Below are 22,187 nucleotides of genomic sequence, written 5' to 3'. Positions count from 1 at the left end.
GTCGAGGGCCAATGCCCTGACCTGCGGTGTTTCCCGTCACAGCACGGGCGGAAGAGTTCGGAGTACTGATGGACGCGTTGGATGTCTCGCGGTGGCAGTTCGGTATCACCACCGTCTACCACTTCATTCTCGTACCTCTCACCATCGGCCTCGCGCCGATGGTGGCCGCCATGCAGACCATGTGGGTGATCACCGGCAAGGACTCCTGGTACCGACTCACCAAGTTCTTCGGCAAGCTCTTCCTCATCAACTTCGCCCTCGGCGTCGCGACCGGGATCGTGCAGGAGTTCCAGTTCGGAATGAACTGGAGTGAGTACTCGCGGTTCGTCGGCGACGTGTTCGGCGCTCCCCTCGCGCTCGAAGGTCTGCTGGCGTTCTTCCTCGAGTCCACCTTCCTCGGCCTGTGGATCTTCGGGTGGAGCAGGCTCCCCAAACTCGTTCACCTGGCCACCATCTGGCTCGTCGCCATCGGCGTCAACGCCTCGGCGTACTTCATCATCGCGGCCAACTCCTGGATGCAACATCCCGTCGGCGCGATCTACAACGAGGAGACCGGCCGAGCCGAACTGACCGACATCTGGGCACTGCTCACCAACAACACTGCGTTGGCGGCCTTCCCGCATGCCGTCTCCGGGGCATTCCTCACCGCCGGGACCTTCGTCGCCGGAGTCTCCGGCTGGTGGATGGTCCGCGAAGCTCGTCGCACACGCAACTCCGACTCGCTCCCGATGTTCAGATCGGCAGCGCGGATGTCCTTCGTCGTCATGATCGTCGCGGGCGGCGCACTCGCCCTCACCGGCGACGTGCAGGGCAAGCTCATGTTCGAGCAGCAGCCGATGAAGATGGCCTCCGCAGAATCGTTGTGCGACACGGAGACCGGTGCCAGCTTCTCACTGCTGACCGTCGGGACGCACAACAACTGCGAATCGGTGGTCCACCTCATCTCGATTCCCGGACTCACCTCGTTCCTGGCGGAGAACGACTTCGGTGCCACCGTGCAAGGGGTCAACCAGCTGCAGGATCAGTACGAACAGCGATTCGGCCCGGGCAACTACAAACCGAATCTGTTCGTCACCTACTGGGCCTTCCGGATGATGATCGGACTGGCCGCAGGGTCTGCGTTGCTCGCCATCGCAGGTCTGTGGGTCACCCGAGGCGGTCGGGTCCCCGACCAGAAATGGTTCTCGTGGTTGTCGATCCTGGCTATTCCGACGCCATTCCTGGCCAACAGTGCGGGCTGGATCTTCACCGAAATGGGCAGGCAGCCTTGGGTTGTCGCACCGAACCTCTCGGGAGTCGATCAGATCCGGCTCACCGTCGATCAGGGCGTGTCGGACCATCCCGTCGGCCTCGTGGTCGCCTCGCTGGTGACGTTCACGCTGCTCTACGCCGCACTCGGCGGTGTCTGGTTCTATCTGATCCGACGCTATGTGGTCGAAGGACCTCTCGAACACGACGCGCATCCGCACGTCGACCCGCCGGAATCGGAAGACGATGAGCCCAAACAACTCTCGTTCGCCTACTAGGGGATAGTCATGTCATTGCCCGAATTCTGGTTCCTCGCCATCGCGTTCTTCTTCGTGGGCTATTTCGTGCTCGAAGGCTTCGACTTCGGTGTCGGGATGCTCATGCCCATCCTGGGCAGGCACCCCGATGCGGCGACGGGGGAGAGGCGCAGGCGGACCGTCCTGAACACGATCGGACCCGTCTGGGACGGCAACGAGGTATGGCTCATCACCGCGGGCGGGGCGCTGTTCGCGGCCTTCCCCGAGTGGTACGCCACGTTGTTCTCGGGCTTCTACCTGCCGCTGCTGCTCATCCTGGTGGCGCTGATCCTGCGCATCTGTGCCATCGAATGGCGCGGAAAGATCGACGATCCGGTGTGGCGTCGACGCTGCGATCTCGGCATCGGCATCGGCTCGTGGGTTCCCGCCGTGCTGTGGGGGGTCGCATTCGCCAATATCGTGCGCGGTGTCGCCATCGACGAGAACAAGAAGGTCACCGCGGGGTTGCTCGACCTGCTCAATCCCTATGCGCTGCTCGGCGGAGCCACCATGGCGTTGGTGTTCGCACTGCACGGCGCAGTGTTCATCGCGCTCAAGACCGCGGGCGATGTGCACGAGGACTCGGTGAAGATCGCAGCGCGACTGTCGATTCCGGCAGTTCTCGTCGGTGGAGCCTTTGCGCTGTGGACGCAACTCGCGTACGGGAAGACCTGGACGTGGGCCCTGGTCGCCGTGGCTGCGGTCGCCCTGCTCCTCGTGGTCGCACTCACCGCGAAGGTGCGCGAGGGCTGGGCATTCGTGTTCACCAGCATTGCCGTCGTCGCTGTCGTGGTGCTGTTGTTCGCATCGCTGTTCCCCAACGTGATGCCGTCCACGACGGACGCCGCCTTCGACCTCACCATCGCGAACGCCTCCTCCAGTGCGTACACCTTGAAGGTGATGACCTGGGCTGCGGCGCTGGCGGCTCCCGTGGTCATCGGCTACCAGGCCTGGACGTACTGGGTGTTCCGGCAACGTATCTCGAGCGCCCAGATTCCCGACTCGATCGGACTGACGGTGAAATCGTGACCGCCCCCGCTGCGCCGCGCACGCGGGCGAAGGGGCCGATCGATCCTCGGCTGTGGAAGTACTCTCGCTCCGCCCGTGGCTACCTGATCGTCACGGTGGCGTTGTCCATCGTCGTCACCGCGTGCATCATCATCGGTGCACTGGCGATCGGACGCGTCCTGGCGGGAGTGATCACCGACCCCTCGGCCAGGACACTGTCCGCCTGGACGACGGAATGGGCGGTGTTGGTAGGGGTCACCGTGATTCGCGTGCTCGCGGCCGGGGCCCAGTCGAGGTATGCGCATCGGTCGGCGTCACGCGTCGTGGCCGAGCTGGAGGTCGAAGTCCTCACGGCGGCATCTCGTTTCGAACCACGCGAGCTCGACGCCGAACGCGAGGAGCTCAACGTCGTGGTCACCCGCGCCATCGGCGGCCTCCGGGCGTACCTGACCGGGTATCTGCCTGCGCTCGTGCTGGCCGTCACCGTCACCCCGTTGGTGCTGGTCGTCATCGTCACCCAGGACGTGACATCGGCGGTCATCATCGCGGTGACGCTGCCGCTCATCCCGATCTTCATGATCCTGATCGGGTTGCTCACTCAGGGCCGAGCGAAGGCGACGCTCACCACGATGACCCGACTTTCCGCGCAGCTGCTCGATCTCCTGGCCGGCCTGCCGACCCTGCGCGCACTGGGCCGCGAACGAGGACCCGCCACACGCATCCGCGCACTGGGCGAGGCCCACCGACGAACGACCATGCGCGCGTTGAAGGTCGCCTTTCTCTCGTCGATGGTGCTCGAACTGCTCGCCACCCTGTGTGTAGCACTGGTCGCCGTTGCGATCGGGCTGCGGCTGGTGTTCGGGGAGATGACGCTCGAAGCAGGAATCATCGCGTTGATCCTCGCCCCCGAGGTGTACCTGCCGCTGCGAGCCGTCGGCACCCAGTTCCACGCGGCGCAGGACGGTGTCGAGGCCGCAGACCGAGCGTTCTCGGTGCTGGACCGGCGCACAGTAGCGCCGAGCCACGGCCGAACCGTCGACGCCTCGTCCGCGGATATAGAACTCGACGCGCTCACCGTCGCGAGTCGGGACGGGGCCGCTCCGGCGGGGCTGACTGCCCGCTGCCGAGCGGGCACCGTCACGGTTCTGACCGGAACGAACGGCTCGGGTAAATCGACAGCACTGCATGCCATTCTGGGATTGACGACCCCCTCGGAAGGGGGTGTGCGCATCGGGGGAGTGCCGGTGGCCGATCTCGACCTCGAACAGTGGTGGGCGCAGGTCGCCTGGCTCCCGCAGCGGCCGGTACTGATCCCTGGCACTCTCTACGAGAACGTGACACTGCACGGGGTACCCGACGCCGACGCGTTGGTCGCAGCCTGCCGGGCCGCTGGATTCGACTCAGTTCTCCGGGACCATCCGCTGGGATGGGACACCCGCGTGGGACAGGGCGGAGTTGGCCTGTCTCTCGGCGAGCTGCAGCGTCTGGCGCTGACCCGAACCTTCGTCTCGAACGCCTCTGTGATGCTGCTCGACGAGCCGACCGCACATCTGGATTCGGCGAGTGAGAAGACAGTGCTGCAGGCCGTTCGCGGGGCCGCAGACCGAGGCGTCACCGTTGTCATGGTCGGGCACCGGCGTTCGGTGCTGCACGCAGGTGACCGCATCGTCGAGGTGTTCGGAACTGCGCCGATGTCGGCGGAGCTCGATCATGTCTGATCTGCGCCGGGCATTGGCCCTGTTGGAGCTCTCGCCGCGACGGATCGCGTCGGCGGTGGCGGCCGGCGTGGCAACCCTCGGCAGCGCACTGGCTCTGGCCGCACTGTCGGCGTGGTTGATCACCCGAGCCTGGCAGATGCCGCCGGTGATGGACCTGACCGTGGCAGTGGTGGCCGTGCGAGCGCTGGGTATCTCCCGCGGCGTGTTTCGCTACCTCGAACGATTGACAACGCACGACGCTGCGCTGCGTGGCACGACGGCAGCGCGTACGAGGATCTACGAACAGTTGGCGAGCGGAGACGGTGCACTCGCTCTGCGGCGCGGTGACGTCCTCGCTCGCACCGGGGCGGACGTCGACGTGCTCGGCGACGTCGTCGTTCGCGCGATCGTCCCGATCTGCGTCAGTGTCGTGATGATGCTCGCAGCCGTTGGCCTGATCGCAGGTATCGCGCCCGCGGCCGCGTCGATCCTGGCGGTGTCGTTGCTGATTGCCGGGGTGGGCGCACCGATGCTGGCGGCGCGGTCGGCACGGATTGCCGAACAGGCCGGAGCCGACGCGGATGCGCGGTTCGCCGAGGCTGCTGTCCGCGCACTCGATCACGCCCCGGAACTGCGTGTTGCCGGTCGACTCGACGACGCACTCGTCCAGGCCCGACGTGCTGCCGAGGATTCGGTGACCGCCCGGGACCGTGCGGCCCGACCGTCGGCGCTGGCCGATGCCGCGTTGCCGCTGTCGATCGGAGCGTCGGTGATCGGTTCGCTGCTCGTGGGCATCGGGCTATACGGACCTGCCGGAGGCACCGCAGGAGCAATGACACCGATGGCGCTGGCGATCATCGTGCTGGTTCCGTTGGCTGCCTTCGAGGCGACGGCGGCACTGCCCGGTGCCGCCATTGCCTTGATGCGTGGGCGCATCGCGGCGACCCGGGTGATGGCCATGCTCGATGCTGCCTCGCCGCACGTGCGGGTCGATCTCGACGGGTCGATCGGTGGGCACTGCGTCCGAGCATTGGACGTGCGGGCACATACACGTAGCGCACTCATCGGGCCGAGCGGATCGGGGAAGACGACGATGCTGCGTGCACTTGCTCGCGAATTCGGTTCCGATGCAGCGCTGTTCGCCGAGGACGCGCATCTGTTCGACACCTCGATTCTGGAGAATCTGAGAGTGGTGCGCGGCGATGTCGACGAGCAGCAGGCAATCCAGGCACTGCAGCGTGTGGGCCTCGGCCGGTGGCTCGACGCGTTGCCGCTCGGCGTCCACACCACCTTGGTCGGCGGCGCGCAGGCGGTGTCCGGCGGCGAGCGGCGCAGGCTGCTGCTTGCCCGGGCCCTGCTCAGTACCGCGCCGATCGTGCTGCTCGATGAGCCGACCGAGCACCTCGATCGAGTCTCCGGTGAGACGATTCTGCGAGAGCTGCTCACCACGAACGGCGGCCTGTTCGGTGCGGATCGAATCGTGGTGGTCGTCACCCACCAGCTGCCCGAGGACACCGACGCCGACCAGGTGATCGATCTGGGCCGAGACGACGCGAAAAAACCCTTTGCCGACTCGGAATCTCGGGCGTACGTTGACAAGTACACGAGAGAGGAGGTGGTCTGAAGTTGAAGAACTCTAGGACGCGTGAGGTGGCTGTCAGCTAGCCGCTATCGCTGACGGATTCCTGCGAAGACCGCGCGAGCGGCACGGCGAATCCCAGGCAGCTACCCGGCCCCCGAGCCCCCGACCTGTCCGGTCGGGACCTGAAAGCAGGTATGGCTCGGGGGCCGTTCGCATGCGGTGACAGTCCTGCGATGAGAAATTGGGGGCCTCAGCCTATGTAGCGAGACAATCTCGCGGACAGACGCGGTGCGAGCGGGCCGTCGGCGATGACACGTTCTTCCACGTAGGCGAGATCTCCACCTTCGACGATGCCGTAGAGACGCTTTGCACCGCCCACGAGCGCTCCGGAGGTGCTACGGATGACGACGTCGGTGGCGAGTTCCCAGGACGACTTTGTCAGTGCGTGCCCGTAGTACAGCTCGACGACTCCGGTGCTGTGGGTCAACAGCAGCTCGACGATCTCTTCGTTGTCCGAGCCCTTGACGCCATGGCCGCCGCTCACCCGCCAGAAGCCGGTTTCGCGGAGATCGGGGTGCGCATAGTTTCCGTCGGAGTCGAGCCGCCACGAGCGCGACTCCCAGCTCAGATAGCTGCCCCCGTCGTGGGTGATGACGATCTGCTGACCGAAGGGATAGTCGGTGCCGGACTCGGGATCATGGCCCTCACCCTGGCCGCGCCACACCCCGACGAGAGGCAGCAGAGCCAGCATCGACGGGTGCAGATCGGGGCCGAGTCTGAGGTTGGCCGTGTCGTCGGGGTGCGGAATATCCGGCAGAACCGGGATATTGCGCGCCGACGCGTCGGCGAACTTCTGCTCGGCAGCCGCTATCGCCTCGTCGCCACTGGTGATGGGAGTGGTGCCTCCCTCGTCAGCACCGCCGGGCTGCCCCGCGACCGGATCCGTCACGACTCGTCGTTGACCAGTCGGTAGACGACGTACAGCGAGAACGCGATGATGGCAATTGCCGCGAGCGCCAGCAATACCTCGAAGAAGATGACCACGAGAGCGAGTTTAACCCGCGTGGTTTCCCGCTGAGACCATCGGCCCGAATCCGGCCTGTGTCATTGGTGACAGTACGCCCTGTACGAGGCGATAGTGCGCCCGATCACAGGTGAGTAATGGCAATGCGGTCGCGAACAGGTACCTTCTTCCCGGGGGCGTCGGCACCTCGACCGCGATACAGCCGACGTTGTCACTGTGACTGTATCGAAGGCTGGGGAGGTCTCCGCAACAATGCTGCGTCGTACACGGGCTCTGACATCGCCGTTCGGATCCGTTCTGTTCAAATCGGCGCTCGTCACGCTGACGCTCGCTCTCGCAGCTCCCGCAGCCGCACTCGCGGCCCCCGATACGGGATCCGCGGACACGGGATCGGGCACCGGGTCCGCTCAGGGGCCGAACATCGATCCCAACAACTATGCCCAAGACTGCCCGGACGTGTTGATGCTCGCCGTGTCCGGTGCGACGGACTCGGACGCGGACCGAAACCCCCTCAACGAGGAAACGTCCACAGTGGCGTCGAACTGGGTCGGAAACGTCACAGTTCCTGTCGGCGAGATGAACGCGGACAGCCCAGGAACCGTCGGTTGGCTCTATGTTCCGTATGCATCGACGTACGGCGTCGGTGTGCTCGACGACGTGCCGACCTATCAGCAAACGATCGCCGAAGGCATCGCCTCGACCAACCGGTTGATGGAGGAGTACAAGACCAAGTGCGGCGACAGGACGAAATTCGTTCTCGTCGGGTACAGCGTCGGCGGCGAGGTACTGGACCGGATGGCCGTCGATATCGGCCACGGCGACCCGAACGCGTTGGTCACCGCGGACGACATCGCCGGGGTGATGATGATCGGATCGCCCTACCGTCCGGCCGGGGTGCCGAACTTCGAGGACGAGCCGGGTGAGTCGCACGGCGGATTCATGGACCAGTCGCCTCGCGATTACGGATCCCTGACCGACAAGGTCACCTGGTCGTGTCGTCCCTATGATCTGGCGTGCGACGCGCCGGACAAGATCGAACTACTGCAGCTCGCGCTCGGGGTGCTGGGACAGATGCGGTTCACCCTGCTCGATCCGGTTCAGACGGTTGCCGACTTCGCTCGCACGGTCTCGACGATCGCCGCACGCGCCATCGTGGACATCGCGACGAACAAGTCCTGGCTCGAATCGGACGAGACGCTGCTGCAGGTGCTGGTGAAGGTATCCGACCAGCAGTACCAGGTCGACGACAAGGACGCCCTCGCGGCACTGTCACCCGATCAGTTGCTCGAGGACCTCAACTGGGCTCTCGGGCCCGGTGCCGAGACCGTCGACGCCAAGCTGCGCGCCGAGGGGCAAGGGCTGGTGGAGAACAACAAGGGCATCGTCGACATCGTTCTCGGGCCGTACCTGTTGATCGGATTCCTGCAGCACCTGTCGTACTGGTACAACGATCCCAACGACGGATTCGACTGGGAGAGCGAGAAGATCGTTGCCTGGGTGACCGATCTCGCGCGCACCGAACGTGAGAAGAAGGCTGCACCCGCGCCCGAGACAGCTACGCCGCAGGCCCCGGCACCCGAGCCTGCACCCGAACCCCGGCTGCTGCCGGAGCCGGGAACGGTCACGCAGGTGAGCGATCTCGGTGCATTTCTCGAATCGCAAGGCATCCCGCTCCCGCCCGGGATGTTCCCGCCGCAGTACTCGACTGTTCCCGAGCGCGCCCCCGAGGCACCCGGTACCAACTGACTCCCGCCCTACAAGACAAGAACCCCGCACCTACGCAGGTGCGGGGTTCTTGTCTTGTTCGATGCGGCAGTGTGCGGTCAGACACCCACGGTCACGTCGGCCGAGTGCACGCCTGCGCTCTCGGGTGTGATGACGGTGTCGCCGTTGCCCGATGCCGACAGGGCACGCAGCGTCCACTGGCCGGGAGCTGCGAAGAACCGGAAGTCGCCGGTGCCCGATGCGACGACCTCGGCGGTGAACTCTCCGGTGCCGTCGAGAAGCCGCACGAAGGCGCCTGCCACCGGCTCGCCGTCACCGCCGAGGACGCGGCCGGTGATGACCGTTTCCTTCTCGACGTCGACGCCTGCGGGGATGGTCTGGCCCTGTACTGGTGCTCCGCACATATCAGTGAACCTCCAACTCGATGGGTGCTCCGACGAGGGAGCCGTATTCGACCCAGCTGCCGTCGTAGTTCTTGACGTCTTCCTTGCCGAGCAGTTCCTTGAGGACGAACCAGGTGTGGCTCGAACGCTCACCGATGCGGCAGTACGCGATGGTGGCCTTGTCGTCGTCGTAGCCCTTGGCCTTGTACAGCTCTTCGAGAGCGTCGTCGGACTTGAACGTGCCATCCTCGTTGGCGGTGGTGCTCCACGGGATGTTGATCGCCGACGGAACGTGGCCACGCTGCTGAGCCTGTTCCTGCGGCAGGTGCGCCGGAGCGAGGATCTTGCCGGAGAACTCGTCCGGCGAACGCACGTCGATCAGGTTCTTGTTGCCGATGGCGTCGATGACCTCGTCACGGAACGCGCGGATCGACAGGTCGGGTGCCTGGGCGCGGTACTGCGTGGTCTCGCGGCTCACGACTCCGTTCGACAGCGGGCGGCCGTCGAGTTCCCACTTCTTGCGACCGCCGTCGATCAGCTTGACGTCCTGGTGGCCGTACAGCTTGAAGTACCAGTAGGCGTAGGCGGCGAACCAGTTGTTGTTTCCGCCGTACAGAACGACGGTGTCGTCGTTGCTGATGCCTTTCGCCGAGAGCAGGTCCGAGAACTGCTCCTGGCCCAGGAAGTCGCGGCGAACCGGGTCCTGGAGGTCCTTGCGCCAGTCGAGCTTGACCGCACCTTCGATGTGACCGCCGTCGTAGGCGCTGGCGTCCTCGTCGACCTCGACGAAGACGGTCTTCGGTGTGTTCAGGTTCTGCTCGGCCCAGTCGGCAGAGACCAGGACGTCGGAGCGAGCCATGGTGTTCCTTTCGGTGTTTCCGGTTTCGGATCGGTAGTGAGTGCGGATCAGGATGCGGTGCGCGAGGTGCCACGCAGCCGCGCGGCGAGAGGGTAGATCATGCAACCGAGGCAGACCGCGAAGGCGGCGTTGAGGAAGGCTGCGAACAGAGCGAAGCCTGTCGCGACGGTTCCGACGACGGGAGCGCCGAGCGCAAGAGCGAGCACCCCCACCGCGGCGAACACGAATCCCACCAACTGAGCGAACTTCAACGGAGCCACCGGCTCGCGTTCGCTGGTCGGGGAGAGCCGCGGAGCGACGAACTTCGCGAAGATCGTGCCGTACGGACTGTGCTTGGGTCCGCGGACGGCTCCGAGGGCGAACACTGTTGCCTGAAGCCCGAGCAGGATCGCCGCCGCGGGGATCGAGAACGTGGTCAGGACGAGGACGGCGACGAGCACGCCGGTGGTGATCCACGCCGCGAAGCGCGGACCGCGGACGTCGACCTGGGGGGTGCTTGTGGTGGATTCGACGATGGTGCGGGTGTCGGAAGTCGACATCGAGAGGTACTCCTGTGCGGGGCCGGGCACACCGAATGGGCAGTGCTCGGGCGTGGATTCCTGTCTGGGGCCGGCATCACGCATGGGCGTGGCGGCGCGAGGAAATCAGCAGCAGCGACAGCAACAACCGCCCAGTCGGCACAGATCAACCGTGCGTCGACTGGTGAGCATCAGCTCGCGGCGAAAGAACACGAAGAGCATCGTACCCGCTACCAGCGTCGCGCCGCACCGCCGGTCCCGGTCGGACTCGATCAGAGGGCGTCGAGTGCCGAACGCAGGGCTGCCGCCGACGGCACGCCCGCGATTCTGGAGCGTCGGCGCAGTTCGCTGTCGAGCACGAACGTGGTGGGCAACGACAGCACTCCGAGCTCGCGGGCGAGCACCGGATAGGCGTCGATGTCGAGTTCGACTTCGTGGGCACCGCTGCGATCGTTGAGCACTTGTCCGACGACGCGTCGAACGGCTGCGCACGGCCCGCACCAGTCGGCGGAGAAGTGCAGCACGGTTGCTCCGTCGGTCGTCACGCCCGCCTCGAGCAGAAGTGGCCGAAGGGCGTCGGTGTCGGAATCGGTCGATCGGATGTCACGCACGCTGCCGGACCGGCTGCGTAGGTAGAGTCCGGTCGCGATGGCGAGGACCGCCACGACAGCCAATACTGTGATTCCTGTCACGGCTTCTCTATTTCGTTCAGGTCGATGGTCACGTCGTCCCCCGAGCCCTCGATGACGATCTGAGAGCCCTCCGCGTACACGCCCGTCGGACGCAGCCCGAAGGGCAGGCTCTGTCGCTCGATGGTCTTGGTGAAGAAGCCGAGAACGGTTGCCTTGGCGAAGTCCGGAATGGTGAAGTCCGCCTGGCCCTCGGGACCGAAGTAGAAATCCGATGCCACGATCGCCACGCTGTCGCCCTCCAACACCAGATCGGCCTGCACGCTCACCGTGGTCTGCAGGGGGCCGACCGGTACCGTTCCGGTCAGTACGACGCCTCCGGTGGTGGTCTTGCCCGACCCGCCCGAGCCGCCCGTTCCGTCGGACTTGTCGGCGGGCGGTGCCGAAACCTGCAGGTCGACGATGCCGAGGAACTGCCCCAGGTTCGTCGCCTCGATGCGGACGCGCCCGTCCAGTTCGTCGACCGGGATCTCCCGGACGTTGTTGTCGATCAAGTCGGACAGTGCGATGTGCACGCCGCGAAGATTGGCTTCGATGGTCGTCGACCCGACGTACTCGGTTGGTACGTCCTGGGCTCGAATTTCGATGTTCTGGTAGCGCCCGTTCGCCGCCTGTGTCAGGAACGGGAAGCCGTGCACGATCACCTGAGGGTCGGAGGTGAGCTCACCGCCTGCGCGGATCGCGCGCGAGACTCGATACTCCGAGTAGGCCGCAGCGCCGAAATCCACGACGAGCGCGAGGGCCAACAGGCTGGCGAGTCCGATGAGAAGTGTGCGCACGCGTCCATTGTGACCGACGGATCGCGTACTGCCCTCTTCGGCCGGTTGTACGGACAAGCTAGTCTGTGTCCTTGACGATCAGTCCAATCCAGCCTCGCTGGACCGGCCAGCAGTAAGAACGGAGACGCAGTGGAGCTCCTGCTACTGACCTCCGATCCCAATCCGGAGGGCGTTCTGCCTTCTCTTGCACTTCTTGCGCATCACGTTCGCCCGGTGCCCACCGAGGTGTCCTCGCTTCTGGAGGCGGGTTCGGCCGACGTCGCCTTGGTCGATGCCCGCTCGGATCTGGCGGCGGCGCGGGGCCTGTGTCGGCTCCTGGGCAGCACCGGATCGGCCATCCCCGTCGTCGCCGTCCTCACCGAAGGCGGGCTCGTAGCGGTCAACGCGGACTGGGGTCTGGACGACATCCTGCTGCCCGGTACCGGGCCGGCGGAGTTGGACGCGCGATTGCGACTACTGGTCGGACGCAGTGGCGGGGTGGCGAGCCCGGAGACATCGGGCAAGATCACGCTCGGCGAGCTGGTCATCGACGAGGGAACGTACACCGCGCGACTGCGGGGTCGCCCGCTCGATCTGACCTACAAGGAATTCGAGCTGCTCAAGTATCTGGCTCAGCATGCGGGCCGGGTGTTCACCCGCGCGCAGCTGCTCCAGGAAGTATGGGGCTACGACTTCTTCGGCGGCACGCGCACCGTCGATGTCCATGTTCGACGCCTCCGTGCGAAGCTGGGCACGGAGTACGAGTCGCTGATCGGCACGGTGCGTAACGTCGGCTACAAGGCCGTTCGTCCTGCGCGCACTGCCAAGGGCGGTCTCACCGCAGCCGATTCCGTTGGTGAGGATTCCGGCGATGCGGATCTGGAGTACGAGCAGCAGAGTACGCTCTCGTAGATGAATTCGGATCCTGCGTTCGACGTCCATCCGATCGACGGCAACGCACCGTCTTCGCGCGTTTCTTACGAGGTTCACCAGATCCTTGCTCGCGCAACGGAAGTCGACGGAACGGCTCCGCTCTCCGAGCAGGCTGTGAAGGCAGTCGACGCGGGCGAGGACGTGGTACGTCTTCTCGCCACCGAGCGTGATCGCGTCCTCGGGTACGTCGGAATCGTCGATGGCATGGCCGAGGCTGTGGTCGATCCGGAGGCGCGTGGCCGCGGCGTTGGTCGCGAATTGGTCTCTCGCGCACTCGATATCGGCTCCGATATGCGAATCTGGGCGCACGGTAACCTTCCTGCGGCGCAGTCGGTCGCGGCGCACCTCGAGCTGAAGGTGGTGCGGGAGCTACTGCAGATGCGTCGGGGAGCGGCTGGTTCGGCTCTGCCCGATGTCGTTGTGCCGGATTATATTTCGCTGCGTACGTATCGCGGACATCAGGATGACGCAGAGCTGTTGCGCGTGAACAATGCAGCATTCTCCTGGCACCCCGAGCAGGGTGGATGGACCGACCGCGACATCGCTGCGCGACGAGACGAATCGTGGTTCGACCCGGCCGGCCTGTTCCTGGCTTTCGAGGCCGGCAGTGACCGGCTGCTCGGCTTCCACTGGACAAAGGTTCATGCGGGCGAGGGGGTTCATGCGGGCGAGGGCTCCGGGCCGTCGATCGGTGAGGTCTACGTGGTGGGAATCGATCCGCAATCTCAAGGCCGTGGTCTCGGCCGAATACTGACGCTGGCCGGTCTGCATTACCTGCACAGCCGCGGGTTGGACGAGATCATGTTGTACGTCGAGGCGGACAACACCGCCGCTGTGCATACCTACACCAAGCTGGGGTTCGAGAACTACCACGTGGACGCCGCGTACGCCCGCAGCGTCTAAACGGACATATCCACCTCGGTGTTCATCTTCCGTTAACCCGAGCGGGGGGAAACGTCCACCGCCTGCCCCTACCTTTCTCCGTGGGTGGCAACCTACGTCGCCTGGTGTCGAGTTCTGTTCTCGAGTCGGCACCCACACAGCCACAGCACGGGCGCTTCGGCCCCGAGCCGTGGACACGGCCCAAGATTCTTCGGAGGAAACAGGTGAACCTCAAGCGCAACGGTGCTCTCATGAGTGCGGTGGCCATCAGTGCCATGTTGCTGACCGCATGCGGTAGCGACGCCAACGTCGCAACCACAGACGGCGCATCCGACTCCTCGGCAACGTGTGAGGGCAAGTCTCCGCTGACCGGCGAAGGCTCCTCCGCTCAGCAGAACGCCATGTCCAACTTCACCTCGATCTATTCCAGCGTCTGCCCCGGCAAGGCCGTGGAGTACACCACCAGTGGTTCCGGCAACGGCCGCACCCAGTTCGTCGCGGGCCTCGTCGACTTCGCCGGATCCGACTCGGCGATCAAGGACGATCAGGCAGCTCAGGCCGCCGTTCGTTGCGACAACAACCCGGCATGGAACCTGCCCTTGGTCTTCGGGCCCGTCGCAGTGGCGTACAACCTCGACGGCGTCGACAGGGTGGTGCTGAACCCGAACGTCATCGCACAGATCTTCACCGGCCAGATCACCACCTGGAACGATCCGGCCATCGCGGCGCTCAACGAGGGCGTATCGCTGCCGTCCACGGCGATCACTCCGGTCTACCGCTCCGATTCCTCGGGTACCAGCGACAACTTCCAGCGCTTCCTGAGCGCATCGGCTCCGCAGGCATGGACGCTGAGCCACAGCTCCGACTGGGCCGGTGGCGTCGGTGAAGGTGCGAACGGTTCGTCGGGCGTCGCCCAGGCCGTCGCAGCCACCCCCGGTTCGATCACGTACGTCGAGAAGGGCTTCGCCGATCAGGAGAGCCTCGGTACGGCCGATATCGACTTCGGCAACGGGGCCGTCGAGCTGAACAGCGAGACCGCAGGCAAGGCCATCGACGATGCGCAGTTCCAGGGCCAGGGTAACGACCTGGTCATCGACATCGACGCGCTGTACGCCAGCAACGCCGCAGATACCTACCCCCTCGTTCTCGGAACCTACGAGATCGTCTGCTCCAACGGCTACGACGCCGAAACCTCGGCCGCGATCAAGTCGTTCTTGGTCAGCGCAGCCAACGAGGGCCAGCAGGGCCTCGAGGCAGCCGGCTACGTGCCGCTGCCGGAGACCTTCAAGGAGCGCCTGATCACCGCCATCGAAGCAATCGGCTGATTCGATGACACATGATCCTGCTTCGACTCGCGTGTTCTCGCGAGTCGAAGCAGGACCGTTCTGGACCACCACGACGAGACAGTGAGCGGTATGAGCGACACCCACTCGATGACCGGCGTCCCCCCCGCGGCTACCGTGGCTACCACGGATACCGCGCACAAACCGGAAGAACCACAATTGTCAGACAAGAAAACATCGGGCACCGTCACTCGTCCCGGTGACCGGATCTTTTCCGGCCTGGCTACGGGCTCGGGCATCTTCATCATCGCCTTGATCGCTGCCGTCGGTGTGTTCCTGCTCTGGCGTGCGATCCCCGCGCTGTCGAACAACACAGTCAACTTCCTGACCTACAACGGTGCGTGGGACACCACGAACACCTCCGCGATGGCGTTCGGTGTTCTCGATCTCTTCCTGGTCACCGTCACTGTGTCGCTCTTCGCCCTCGTTCTCGCGATGCCCGTCGCGCTCGGCATCGCCATCTACCTGACGAACTACGCGCCCAAGCGAGTCGCGGGTCCGCTCGGTTACGTCATCGATCTGCTGGCCGCGGTTCCCTCGATCGTCTTCGGACTGTGGGGCCTCTACGTGCTGGCGCCCGCCATCAGCCCGTTCGCCGAATGGCTCAATTCGTCACTGAGCTGGTTCCCGCTCTTCAGCACCGGGTCGGTCTCGATCGCCGGTGGCGGCACCATCTTCACCGGTGGCATCGTGCTCGCGGTGATGATCCTGCCGATCATCGCTGCGGTCACCCGAGAGGTGTTCGTGCAGACCCCCAAGGGGCAGGTCGAAGCCGCACTCGCGCTCGGTGCAACCCGCTGGGAGGTTGTGCGGACCACGGTCATTCCGTTCGGCAAGTCGGGCTTCGTGTCGGGGTCGATGCTCGGTCTCGGCCGCGCGCTCGGTGAGACGATCGCGCTCTACATCATCATTCGCAGCACGCAGGTGACATTCAGTGGGTCCTTGTTCGACGGCGGATCGACCTTCGCAACGAAGATCGCGTTGGCTGCGGGCGAGTTCAACAATCCGCTGCAGGCCGGTGCCTACATCGCGGCTGGCCTCGTGTTGTTCATCCTGACCTTTGTCGTCAACGCCGGCGCCCGCGCTGCCATCGCCGGAAAGAAGGACTGAGCCATGACCGCAACCATGGACAAGCCCGTCAAGGAACCCACTTTCCGGGGTGTCAGCCCTCGGCGCAAGGCGGCCAACCTGTCGGCGACGATCCTCGTCGGTCTGTCGGTGCTGATCGCGCTCGTACCGCTCGTCTGGGTCCTCTACACCGTGATCTCGCGCGGGTTGTCGGCCGTCGTCGCGCCGACCTGGTGGCAGAACTCGCAGGCCGGAATCACTCAGTTCATCGCCGGTGGCGGTGCCTACCACGCGATCGTCGGCACTCTCCTGCAAGGACTGTTCTGCGCAGTCATCTCCATCCCGATCGGCATCTTCGTCGCGATCTACCTCGTGGAGTACGGGGCAGGCACGCGGCTGGCCAAAGTGACGACCTTCATGGTCGACATTCTCACCGGCGTGCCGTCCATCGTCGCGGCCCTGTTCATCTACGCGCTGTGGATCGCGACGTTCGGATTCCAGCGCTCCGGTGTCGCCGTGGCCTTCGCCTTGGTTCTGCTGATGATTCCGGTCATCGTGCGTTCGGCCGAGGAAATGCTCCGCATCGTCCCGCAGGACCTCCGCGAGGCGTCCTACGCGTTGGGTGTGCCGAAGTGGAAGACCATCGCCAAGATCGTCATTCCGACGGCACTGTCCGGAATCGTCACCGGAATCATGCTCGCCTTGGCTCGTGTGATGGGTGAGACCGCGCCGGTGCTGATCTTGGTGGGATCCGCGACCGCCATCAACTTCAACATCTTCGAAGGGCCGCAGACGTCACTGCCGCTCATGATGGTCGACCTGCAGAAAGCAGGAACCGGCGTGCTCACTGCAGAGCGCATGTGGGGAGCAGCTCTGACGCTGATCCTGATCGTCGCACTACTCAACATCGGTGCCAAGTTGGTCTCGAAGTTCTTCTCGCCCAAGAACTCCTGACCCACCAGACTCCAGCGAATCCTAAGGAACGAAGAACATGGCAAAGCGTCTCGATCTCAAAGACGTCAACATCTACTACGGCAAATTCCACGCCGTCTCGGACGTCACCCTGGCCGTTCCGCCGCGCAGTGTCACCGCGTTCATCGGACCGTCGGGTTGCGGTAAGTCCACGGTCCTGCGTTCGCTCAACCGCATGCACGAGGTCACCCCCGGTGCCCGAGTCGAGGGTTCGGTGCTGCTCGACGGCGAGGACATCTACGGCAGCGGCGTCGACCCGGTCGGCGTGCGTCGCACCATCGGCATGGTCTTTCAGCGCCCCAACCCGTTCCCGACGATGTCGATCAAGGACAACGTCGTCGCGGGTCTGAAGCTGCAGGGTGGTCGCGGCAAGAAGGAACTCGACGAGATCGCCGAACGCTCGCTCAGAGGTGCCAATCTCTGGACCGAGGTCAAGGACCGTCTCGACAAGCCCGGTGGCGGCCTCTCCGGTGGCCAGCAGCAGCGTCTGTGCATCGCGCGCGCCATCGCGGTGTCTCCCGATGTGCTGCTCATGGACGAGCCGTGCTCTGCTCTCGACCCGATCTCGACCCTCGCGATCGAGGACCTCATCCAGGAGCTCAAGCAGGACTTCACCATCGTCATCGTCACGCACAACATGCAGCAGGCTGCGCGCGTGAGCGATCAGACCGGCTTCTTCAACCTCGAAGCGACGGGCAAGCCCGGAAAGCTCATCGAGATCGACGACACGGAGAAGATCTTCTCCAACCCGTCGCAGAAGGCCACCGAGGACTACATCTCGGGCCGCTTCGGATAGCGACCGGCCTCTCGAGGCAGCCCCCTGAGACGAGAAAACCCCCGCCGTGCGAGGCGGGGGTTTTCTCGTGTCGGTGCGTGTCGGCCGCGTACGGTTCCGTTCCGGATGTCGAGTGGCTCCGGTGCGGAGGGCACCGAGAGCCACTCGACAGTGGCGGTCTTACGAGGTCGCGATGTTGTCGTGACCGAGTTCGGCCGGCAGCTCTCCGGTGACCAGGAAGATCACGCGACGCCCCACCTCGACGGCGTGATCTGCGAACCGCTCGTAGAAGCGGCCCAGCAGCGTCACGTCGACTGCGGCGGCAACGCCGTGGCTCCACTCGCGGTCCATCAGCACCGTGAAGAGGTGACGGTGCAGATCATCCATCGCCTCGTCCTCTTCCTGCAGCTTTGCAGCTCGCTCGGGATCGCGGGTCTCGAGTACCTCGCGGGCCGAAGCGCCGATCGTAACGGCGAGTCGACCCATCTCGGCGAAGTAGCCGTTGACGACCTCGGGAAGGGCGTGGTTCGGGTGCCTGCGGCGGGTGATCTTGGCGACGTGCAGGGCGAGCGCACCCATGCGGTCGATGTCGGCAACGATCTGGATGCCTGCCACCACCGAACGGAGATCGCCTGCGACCGGGGCCTGCAGAGCCAGCAGCGTGAAGGCCTTCTCCTCGCTCACCGCGCTCAGCTCGCTGATCTTGTCGTGCTCGGAAATGACCTGCTCGGCGAGAACGAGGTCTGCTTGGAGGAGTGACTGGGTGGCCTTTTCCATGGCCGCACCAGCCAGGCTCGCCATCTCTCCGAGGAGATCGGCAAGCTCGTTCATCTGTTCAATGTAGGCGACGCGCATGACCGAAGTTTAGTTGGTCACGTCGGGCTGTTCCCTGTCCCGAGGGTTAACGGAGCATGAATGAAGTCAGGCGCACGTGTCGTCGGCGGCATTGGTGAACGAAAGATTCTCCGGAAGCGGCGCGCTTTCGGTGGTCCCTTCCATCACGGTGGGATCGATCTCGGTGCCGAATTCCGCCGGATACTGGGTGTATCCCGGGTAGTCGGAGCCGAGCACCACCTCGACCACGTTGTTCAGGCTCGGCGCGAGTTCGATCCCGGCACCCGGGATCGAGGACGCGACCGTAGCGGCGGCTGCTTCCTGATCCGGGGAGTAGCGCACGACGGTCTGGGCGGCCGTGCCGGCGAAGTTGCCGACCGTCAGGATCTGGAATCCGTAGGTCGCGAGCTCGTCGGACGCTCTCTGGGCCATACCTGCGACATCGGAGGCGTTGGACACCTGGATAGACACCGTCGAGGGGTCGACGGCCAACAGCGGGGCATCGGGTGCGGCGGCAGGGGCCGAGGATTCCGGGGTCACCGGTTCCGCGCGTTCCTCGCCGGGCAGCGGGTCGTCGTCGATGATGGCCTGGAAGATTGCACCGATGGCGTCGTCGTTGGGGATCTCGTTGCCGTAGTCGTTGGTTCCGGTGGTGGGGATGGTGAGGAAGGTGACTGCGCCTGCGTCGACGTTCTGCAACGAGCGTCCCAGTGTCACCAGGTCCTGGGTCTTGACGTTCTCGACGAAGGTGTCCGAGGTGAAGGCGTTGACGAAACCGTTCAACTTGCCCGGATCGAGGAGCACCTTGTTCGACAGTGCCGATCGCAGCAGAGACGACAGGAACCGCTGCTGGCGTTTGATGCGACCGTAATCGCCGTTGCCCTCGGACTCGACGTTGCGTGCCCGCACGTAGTCGAGCGCGGTACGGCCGTTGATATGTTGGTTACCGGCGTTGGGAAGTACGGCACCGAGCTCGTAGTCGATCAACGGTTGTGCGGTACAGACCTCGACGCCGCCCACCTCGTCGACCATGGATTCGAATCCGGCGAAGTCCATGCCGACGAAATGCCCGATGCGTAGACCCGAGATCTTCTGAATGGTCTTGACCAGGCACTTGGGACCACCGAGCGCGTAGGTGGCGTTCAGTTTGTCGCCGTATGCCTCGGGGAACATCTCGCCGGTGTAGGTATTGGTGTCGTTGTCGAATTGCTCGCACACCGGTCGGGTCACGTCCAGATCGCGAGGAAACGAGACGGCTACGACGCGGCTGCGATCGGCGGGGATGTTGACCAGCATGACGGTGTCCGAGCGGGATCCCTCGGCATCGGCGACGGTGCCTGCGCCCAGCTGTCCGCTGGCACCGGCACGGGTGTCGGTGCCGACGATCAGGTAGGTCTCGTCACCGTACTGGCCCGCGGCGTCGACGACGTCGGTCGAGTCCGGATCGAGCGCGGCGACCTGGAGAAATCCCTGGTCGGTGTTCCGCAGGTAGCCCCAGACCACCCCCGTCAGCGTCACGGACAGGATCGCGATCACGGATACCAGGCTTCGGCCGATCATCCGGATTCGACGGCGACGTCGCACTCGGCTCATCGCCAAGCGGGTCAGCGCCGGGCGATCCTCGGCGGGCGCACCCACCGGTTCCGGTACTGCGTGCGGCTGCGCGGCTCGGGAAGGTGCAGGAGTGGTGTCGGTGATCGGCGCGATCACCTCGGTGGGTTCCTCGACCAGCGGGCGTTCGGAAGGTTGGGGTTCGGAAGGCCGGGGTTCGGAAGGCCGGGGTTCGGGAGACTGGGGATCGGGGGCCTGCGCGTCGGAGCGTGTCCGCCGAATCGATCCGGATCGGGACATCTTGTCCACCAACTCGGCGACCGACACGGTGTCGGAGTTGCGCGGAGACCGTTTGCCCGGTCTGCCGCTGTCGCCTCGGGTTGGTTCCTGGTCGGGTGTGGCGGGAGTGTCGCTGCCGGGGCCGCGCTGTCTGGATCGCCCGAATGCGCCGGTTTGCCTGATTGAGGACAGTGGGCGCTCCCACGGGGCGCGACCCTCGGGCACAGACGGGCCCGACTCTCGATCGTCTCCCACGGATTGGAACCTGGCCTTCCATTACACGCATGCGCTGCCTACTCGGCAATCCCAGCCATAGTACTGACTCGAGCGGCATGGTCCACCTCGTGCGAGGTCGAGCTCGGTGAGCTGGGGCTCAGCCGCCGGAGTGCATCAGGTCGGCACCGGCGGGTACGCAGAGGTCTTCCGGATCGTCGAGCCAGCCGTCGGGCAGCGAGACCGCGCCCGGTGAACCCTGGCGGCCTCGGGGTCCCTCGGCGTCCTTGGGAAACGGAACGGTCGGATCGAGTTGTGCCAGAAGGTCGTCCAGCTCGGCGAGGCTGGACACCAACGCCATCGAGACGCGCAGCTCCGAACCTGCGGGGAACCCGCGCAGATACCAGGACACGTGCTTGCGAAGCTCACGCAGGCCCTTGTTCTCTCCGTGATGCTCGGCGAGCAGTTCGGCATGTCGAGCGATGATGGCCGCGACCTCACCGAGGGTGGGCGGCGTCGGCTCGGGCCTGCCGTTGAGGCGGGCGCTGAGTTCGGCGAACAGCCACGGCCTACCGAGGCAGCCGCGCCCGACGACGACACCGTCGCAGCCGGTCTCGGCCATCATGCGGACGGCATCGGCGGCAGAGAAGATGTCTCCGTTGCCCAATACCGGGATCCCTGTGACATGTTCCTTGAGTCGAGCTATTTCGTTCCAGTCGGCAGTGCCCGAGTAGCGCTGAGCGGCAGTTCTGGCGTGCAACGCCACCGCGGCCGCGCCTTCGTCGGCGGCGATGGCACCCGCGTCGAGGTGCGTGTGGTGGTTCTCGTCGATGCCGACTCGGAACTTGACGGTCACCGGAATGTCGGTTCCCTCGGTCGCCTTGACGGCAGCGGCCACGATCCGACCGAACAGGTTCCGCTTGTAGGGCAGAGCGGCACCGCCGCCTTTGCGGGTGACCTTCGGAACGGGACAGCCGAAGTTCATGTCGATGTGATCGGCGAGATTGTCGTCGACGATCATCTTTGCCGCGGCGTACGTGGTGTCCGGGTCGACGGTGTAGAGCTGAAGCGATCGGGGAGTTTCGGTGGGGCCGAACGTCGTCATGTGCATCGTCGCGGGCTGCCGTTCGACCAGCGCGCGTGCGGTGACCATCTCACAGACGTACAGCCCGGACGTGCTGCCTGCTCGCTCGAGTTCCTGTTCGCGGCACAGGGTGCGGAACGCGACATTGGTGACGCCTGCCATCGGGGCGAGGACGACTGGGCTGCGCAACTCGAGTGAGCCGATGTGCAGGGTCATGAGAAGTGCCTTTGGAACGGAGGGATGGAGATCAGGGTCGAAAACAGCGGTGCCCGGCACCGAAGTCGGTACCGGGCACGTCGCTGATCGACACTACGATGCGCGTGCTTCGGCCTTCGCGCGTTCGCGGGCGAGGGAGCGATCTCGCATTTCCTCGAACTTGGTGGCCTGACGCTCGAGGTCCTCGAGGAACGCGGCCAGTTCCTCACGCTTGTTCTCCCCGCGGCCGGTGAAGTCGTTGCGCTCGAAC

The 22,187-nt window shown here is 65.0% G+C and carries 20 protein-coding genes and 1 pseudogene; 11 read left to right on the top strand and 10 right to left on the bottom strand.

All coding sequences use genetic code 11. From position 1 onward, the window contains the following. Nucleotides 1–68: 68 nt before the first annotated feature. Genes ACOQFP_RS06700 through cydC form a run of 4 tightly spaced genes read left to right on the top strand, consistent with a single transcriptional unit; the run spans nt 69 to nt 5,873 of the window. A complete protein-coding gene (locus tag ACOQFP_RS06700) occupies nt 69–1,526 on the top strand; it encodes a cytochrome ubiquinol oxidase subunit I (RefSeq protein WP_206487945.1) in 1,458 nt (485 codons plus the stop codon). Between the two features lie 9 nt (nt 1,527–1,535). After that, a complete protein-coding gene (gene cydB / locus ACOQFP_RS06695) occupies nt 1,536–2,573 on the top strand; it encodes a cytochrome d ubiquinol oxidase subunit II (RefSeq protein WP_341243969.1) in 1,038 nt (345 codons plus the stop codon). Beyond that, a complete protein-coding gene (gene cydD / locus ACOQFP_RS06690; RefSeq protein WP_421583836.1) occupies nt 2,570–4,270 on the top strand; it encodes a thiol reductant ABC exporter subunit CydD in 1,701 nt (566 codons plus the stop codon). The genes cydB and cydD overlap by 4 nt, the downstream gene beginning before the upstream one ends. Further along, entirely contained in the window at nt 4,263–5,873 is a 1,611-nt protein-coding gene (gene cydC / locus ACOQFP_RS06685) for a thiol reductant ABC exporter subunit CydC (protein ID WP_421583835.1), read from the top strand. Before cydD ends, cydC begins: the two co-directional genes overlap by 8 nt. 208 nt (nt 5,874–6,081) lie before the next feature. Here the strand turns inward: cydC and ACOQFP_RS06680 are convergent, their stop codons facing one another. Next, the gene (locus ACOQFP_RS06680; RefSeq protein WP_206488755.1) at nt 6,082–6,723 is read right to left on the bottom strand and encodes an FABP family protein; all 642 of its coding nucleotides are present in this window, start codon (nt 6,721–6,723) and stop codon (nt 6,082–6,084) included. A gap of 348 nt (nt 6,724–7,071) precedes the next feature. Between ACOQFP_RS06680 and ACOQFP_RS06675 the strand changes: the two genes are divergently transcribed. Beyond that, nucleotides 7,072–8,601 carry a cutinase family protein gene (locus tag ACOQFP_RS06675; protein ID WP_421583834.1) on the top strand — a complete coding sequence of 510 codons (1,530 nt, stop codon included), beginning with the start codon at nt 7,072–7,074 and terminating at the stop codon, nt 8,599–8,601. A 77-nt stretch (nt 8,602–8,678) separates the two neighbouring features. Here ACOQFP_RS06675 and ACOQFP_RS06670 read toward each other — a convergent pair whose 3' ends face one another. The 5 genes from ACOQFP_RS06670 to ACOQFP_RS06650 form a co-directional block, all read right to left on the bottom strand. Then, nucleotides 8,679–8,984 carry a DUF1416 domain-containing protein gene (locus ACOQFP_RS06670; protein ID WP_206487954.1) on the bottom strand — a complete coding sequence of 102 codons (306 nt, stop codon included), beginning with the start codon at nt 8,982–8,984 and terminating at the stop codon, nt 8,679–8,681. A 1-nt stretch (nt 8,985) separates the two neighbouring features. Continuing rightward, nucleotides 8,986–9,822: a sulfurtransferase gene (locus ACOQFP_RS06665; protein WP_206487955.1), complete on the bottom strand. Its 837-nt coding sequence runs from the start codon at nt 9,820–9,822 to the stop codon at nt 8,986–8,988. A gap of 47 nt (nt 9,823–9,869) precedes the next feature. Continuing rightward, nucleotides 9,870–10,361, bottom strand: coding sequence for a DUF4395 domain-containing protein (locus tag ACOQFP_RS06660; protein WP_206487957.1), 492 nt, complete (start codon nt 10,359–10,361; stop codon nt 9,870–9,872). Between the two features lie 251 nt (nt 10,362–10,612). After that, entirely contained in the window at nt 10,613–11,032 is a 420-nt protein-coding gene (locus ACOQFP_RS06655; RefSeq protein ID WP_206487959.1) for a thioredoxin family protein, read from the bottom strand. Next, nucleotides 11,029–11,808, bottom strand: a complete 780-nt coding sequence (locus ACOQFP_RS06650) for an LmeA family phospholipid-binding protein (RefSeq protein ID WP_206487961.1) — start codon at nt 11,806–11,808, stop codon at nt 11,029–11,031. The genes ACOQFP_RS06655 and ACOQFP_RS06650 overlap by 4 nt, the downstream gene beginning before the upstream one ends. Nucleotides 11,809–11,937: 129 nt before the next feature. Between ACOQFP_RS06650 and ACOQFP_RS06645 the strand changes: the two genes are divergently transcribed. The 6 genes from ACOQFP_RS06645 to pstB all read left to right on the top strand — a co-directional run bounded on the left by ACOQFP_RS06645 (nt 11,938) and on the right by pstB (nt 17,781). After that, complete coding sequence (locus ACOQFP_RS06645) at nt 11,938–12,699, top strand: winged helix-turn-helix transcriptional regulator (RefSeq protein WP_206487963.1); 762 nt, start codon at nt 11,938–11,940, stop codon at nt 12,697–12,699. Further along, entirely contained in the window at nt 12,700–13,623 is a 924-nt protein-coding gene (gene mshD, locus ACOQFP_RS06640; protein ID WP_421583833.1) for a mycothiol synthase, read from the top strand. 203 nt (nt 13,624–13,826) lie between these two features. Then, a complete protein-coding gene (pstS, locus tag ACOQFP_RS06635; RefSeq protein ID WP_421583832.1) occupies nt 13,827–14,927 on the top strand; it encodes a phosphate ABC transporter substrate-binding protein PstS in 1,101 nt (366 codons plus the stop codon). 90 nt (nt 14,928–15,017) lie between these two features. Further along, the gene (gene pstC, locus ACOQFP_RS06630) at nt 15,018–16,055 is read left to right on the top strand and encodes a phosphate ABC transporter permease subunit PstC (RefSeq protein ID WP_206487969.1); all 1,038 of its coding nucleotides are present in this window, start codon (nt 15,018–15,020) and stop codon (nt 16,053–16,055) included. A 3-nt stretch (nt 16,056–16,058) separates the two neighbouring features. Further along, nucleotides 16,059–16,967, top strand: coding sequence for a phosphate ABC transporter permease PstA (gene pstA / locus ACOQFP_RS06625; protein WP_206487972.1), 909 nt, complete (start codon nt 16,059–16,061; stop codon nt 16,965–16,967). Nucleotides 16,968–17,004: 37 nt separating this feature from the next. Next, a complete protein-coding gene (pstB, locus tag ACOQFP_RS06620; protein ID WP_206487975.1) occupies nt 17,005–17,781 on the top strand; it encodes a phosphate ABC transporter ATP-binding protein PstB in 777 nt (258 codons plus the stop codon). A gap of 159 nt (nt 17,782–17,940) precedes the next feature. Here the strand turns inward: pstB and phoU are convergent, their stop codons facing one another. The 4 genes and pseudogenes from phoU to ACOQFP_RS06600 form a co-directional block, all read right to left on the bottom strand. Further along, on the bottom strand, nt 17,941–18,615 hold the full coding sequence (gene phoU / locus ACOQFP_RS06615; protein WP_206487977.1) for a phosphate signaling complex protein PhoU: 675 nt from the start codon (nt 18,613–18,615) through the stop codon (nt 17,941–17,943). Between the two features lie 66 nt (nt 18,616–18,681). Further along, entirely contained in the window at nt 18,682–20,679 is a 1,998-nt protein-coding gene (locus tag ACOQFP_RS06610) for an LCP family protein (protein WP_421583831.1), read from the bottom strand. Nucleotides 20,680–20,797: 118 nt separating this feature from the next. Further along, a complete protein-coding gene (gene dusB, locus ACOQFP_RS06605; RefSeq protein WP_421583830.1) occupies nt 20,798–21,937 on the bottom strand; it encodes a tRNA dihydrouridine synthase DusB in 1,140 nt (379 codons plus the stop codon). A 93-nt stretch (nt 21,938–22,030) separates the two neighbouring features. Further along, nucleotides 22,031–22,187 (bottom strand): annotated as a pseudogene (locus tag ACOQFP_RS06600) (acyl-ACP desaturase); the annotation flags it as partial.

The organism is Rhodococcus sp. MALMAid1271 (assembly GCF_049195265.1).
In the GTDB taxonomy this organism is placed as follows: Bacteria; Actinomycetota; Actinomycetes; order Mycobacteriales; family Mycobacteriaceae; genus Rhodococcoides.
The sequence above is the reverse complement of the archived record's forward strand: the minus strand, read 5'-3'. Positions and strand labels throughout refer to the sequence as shown.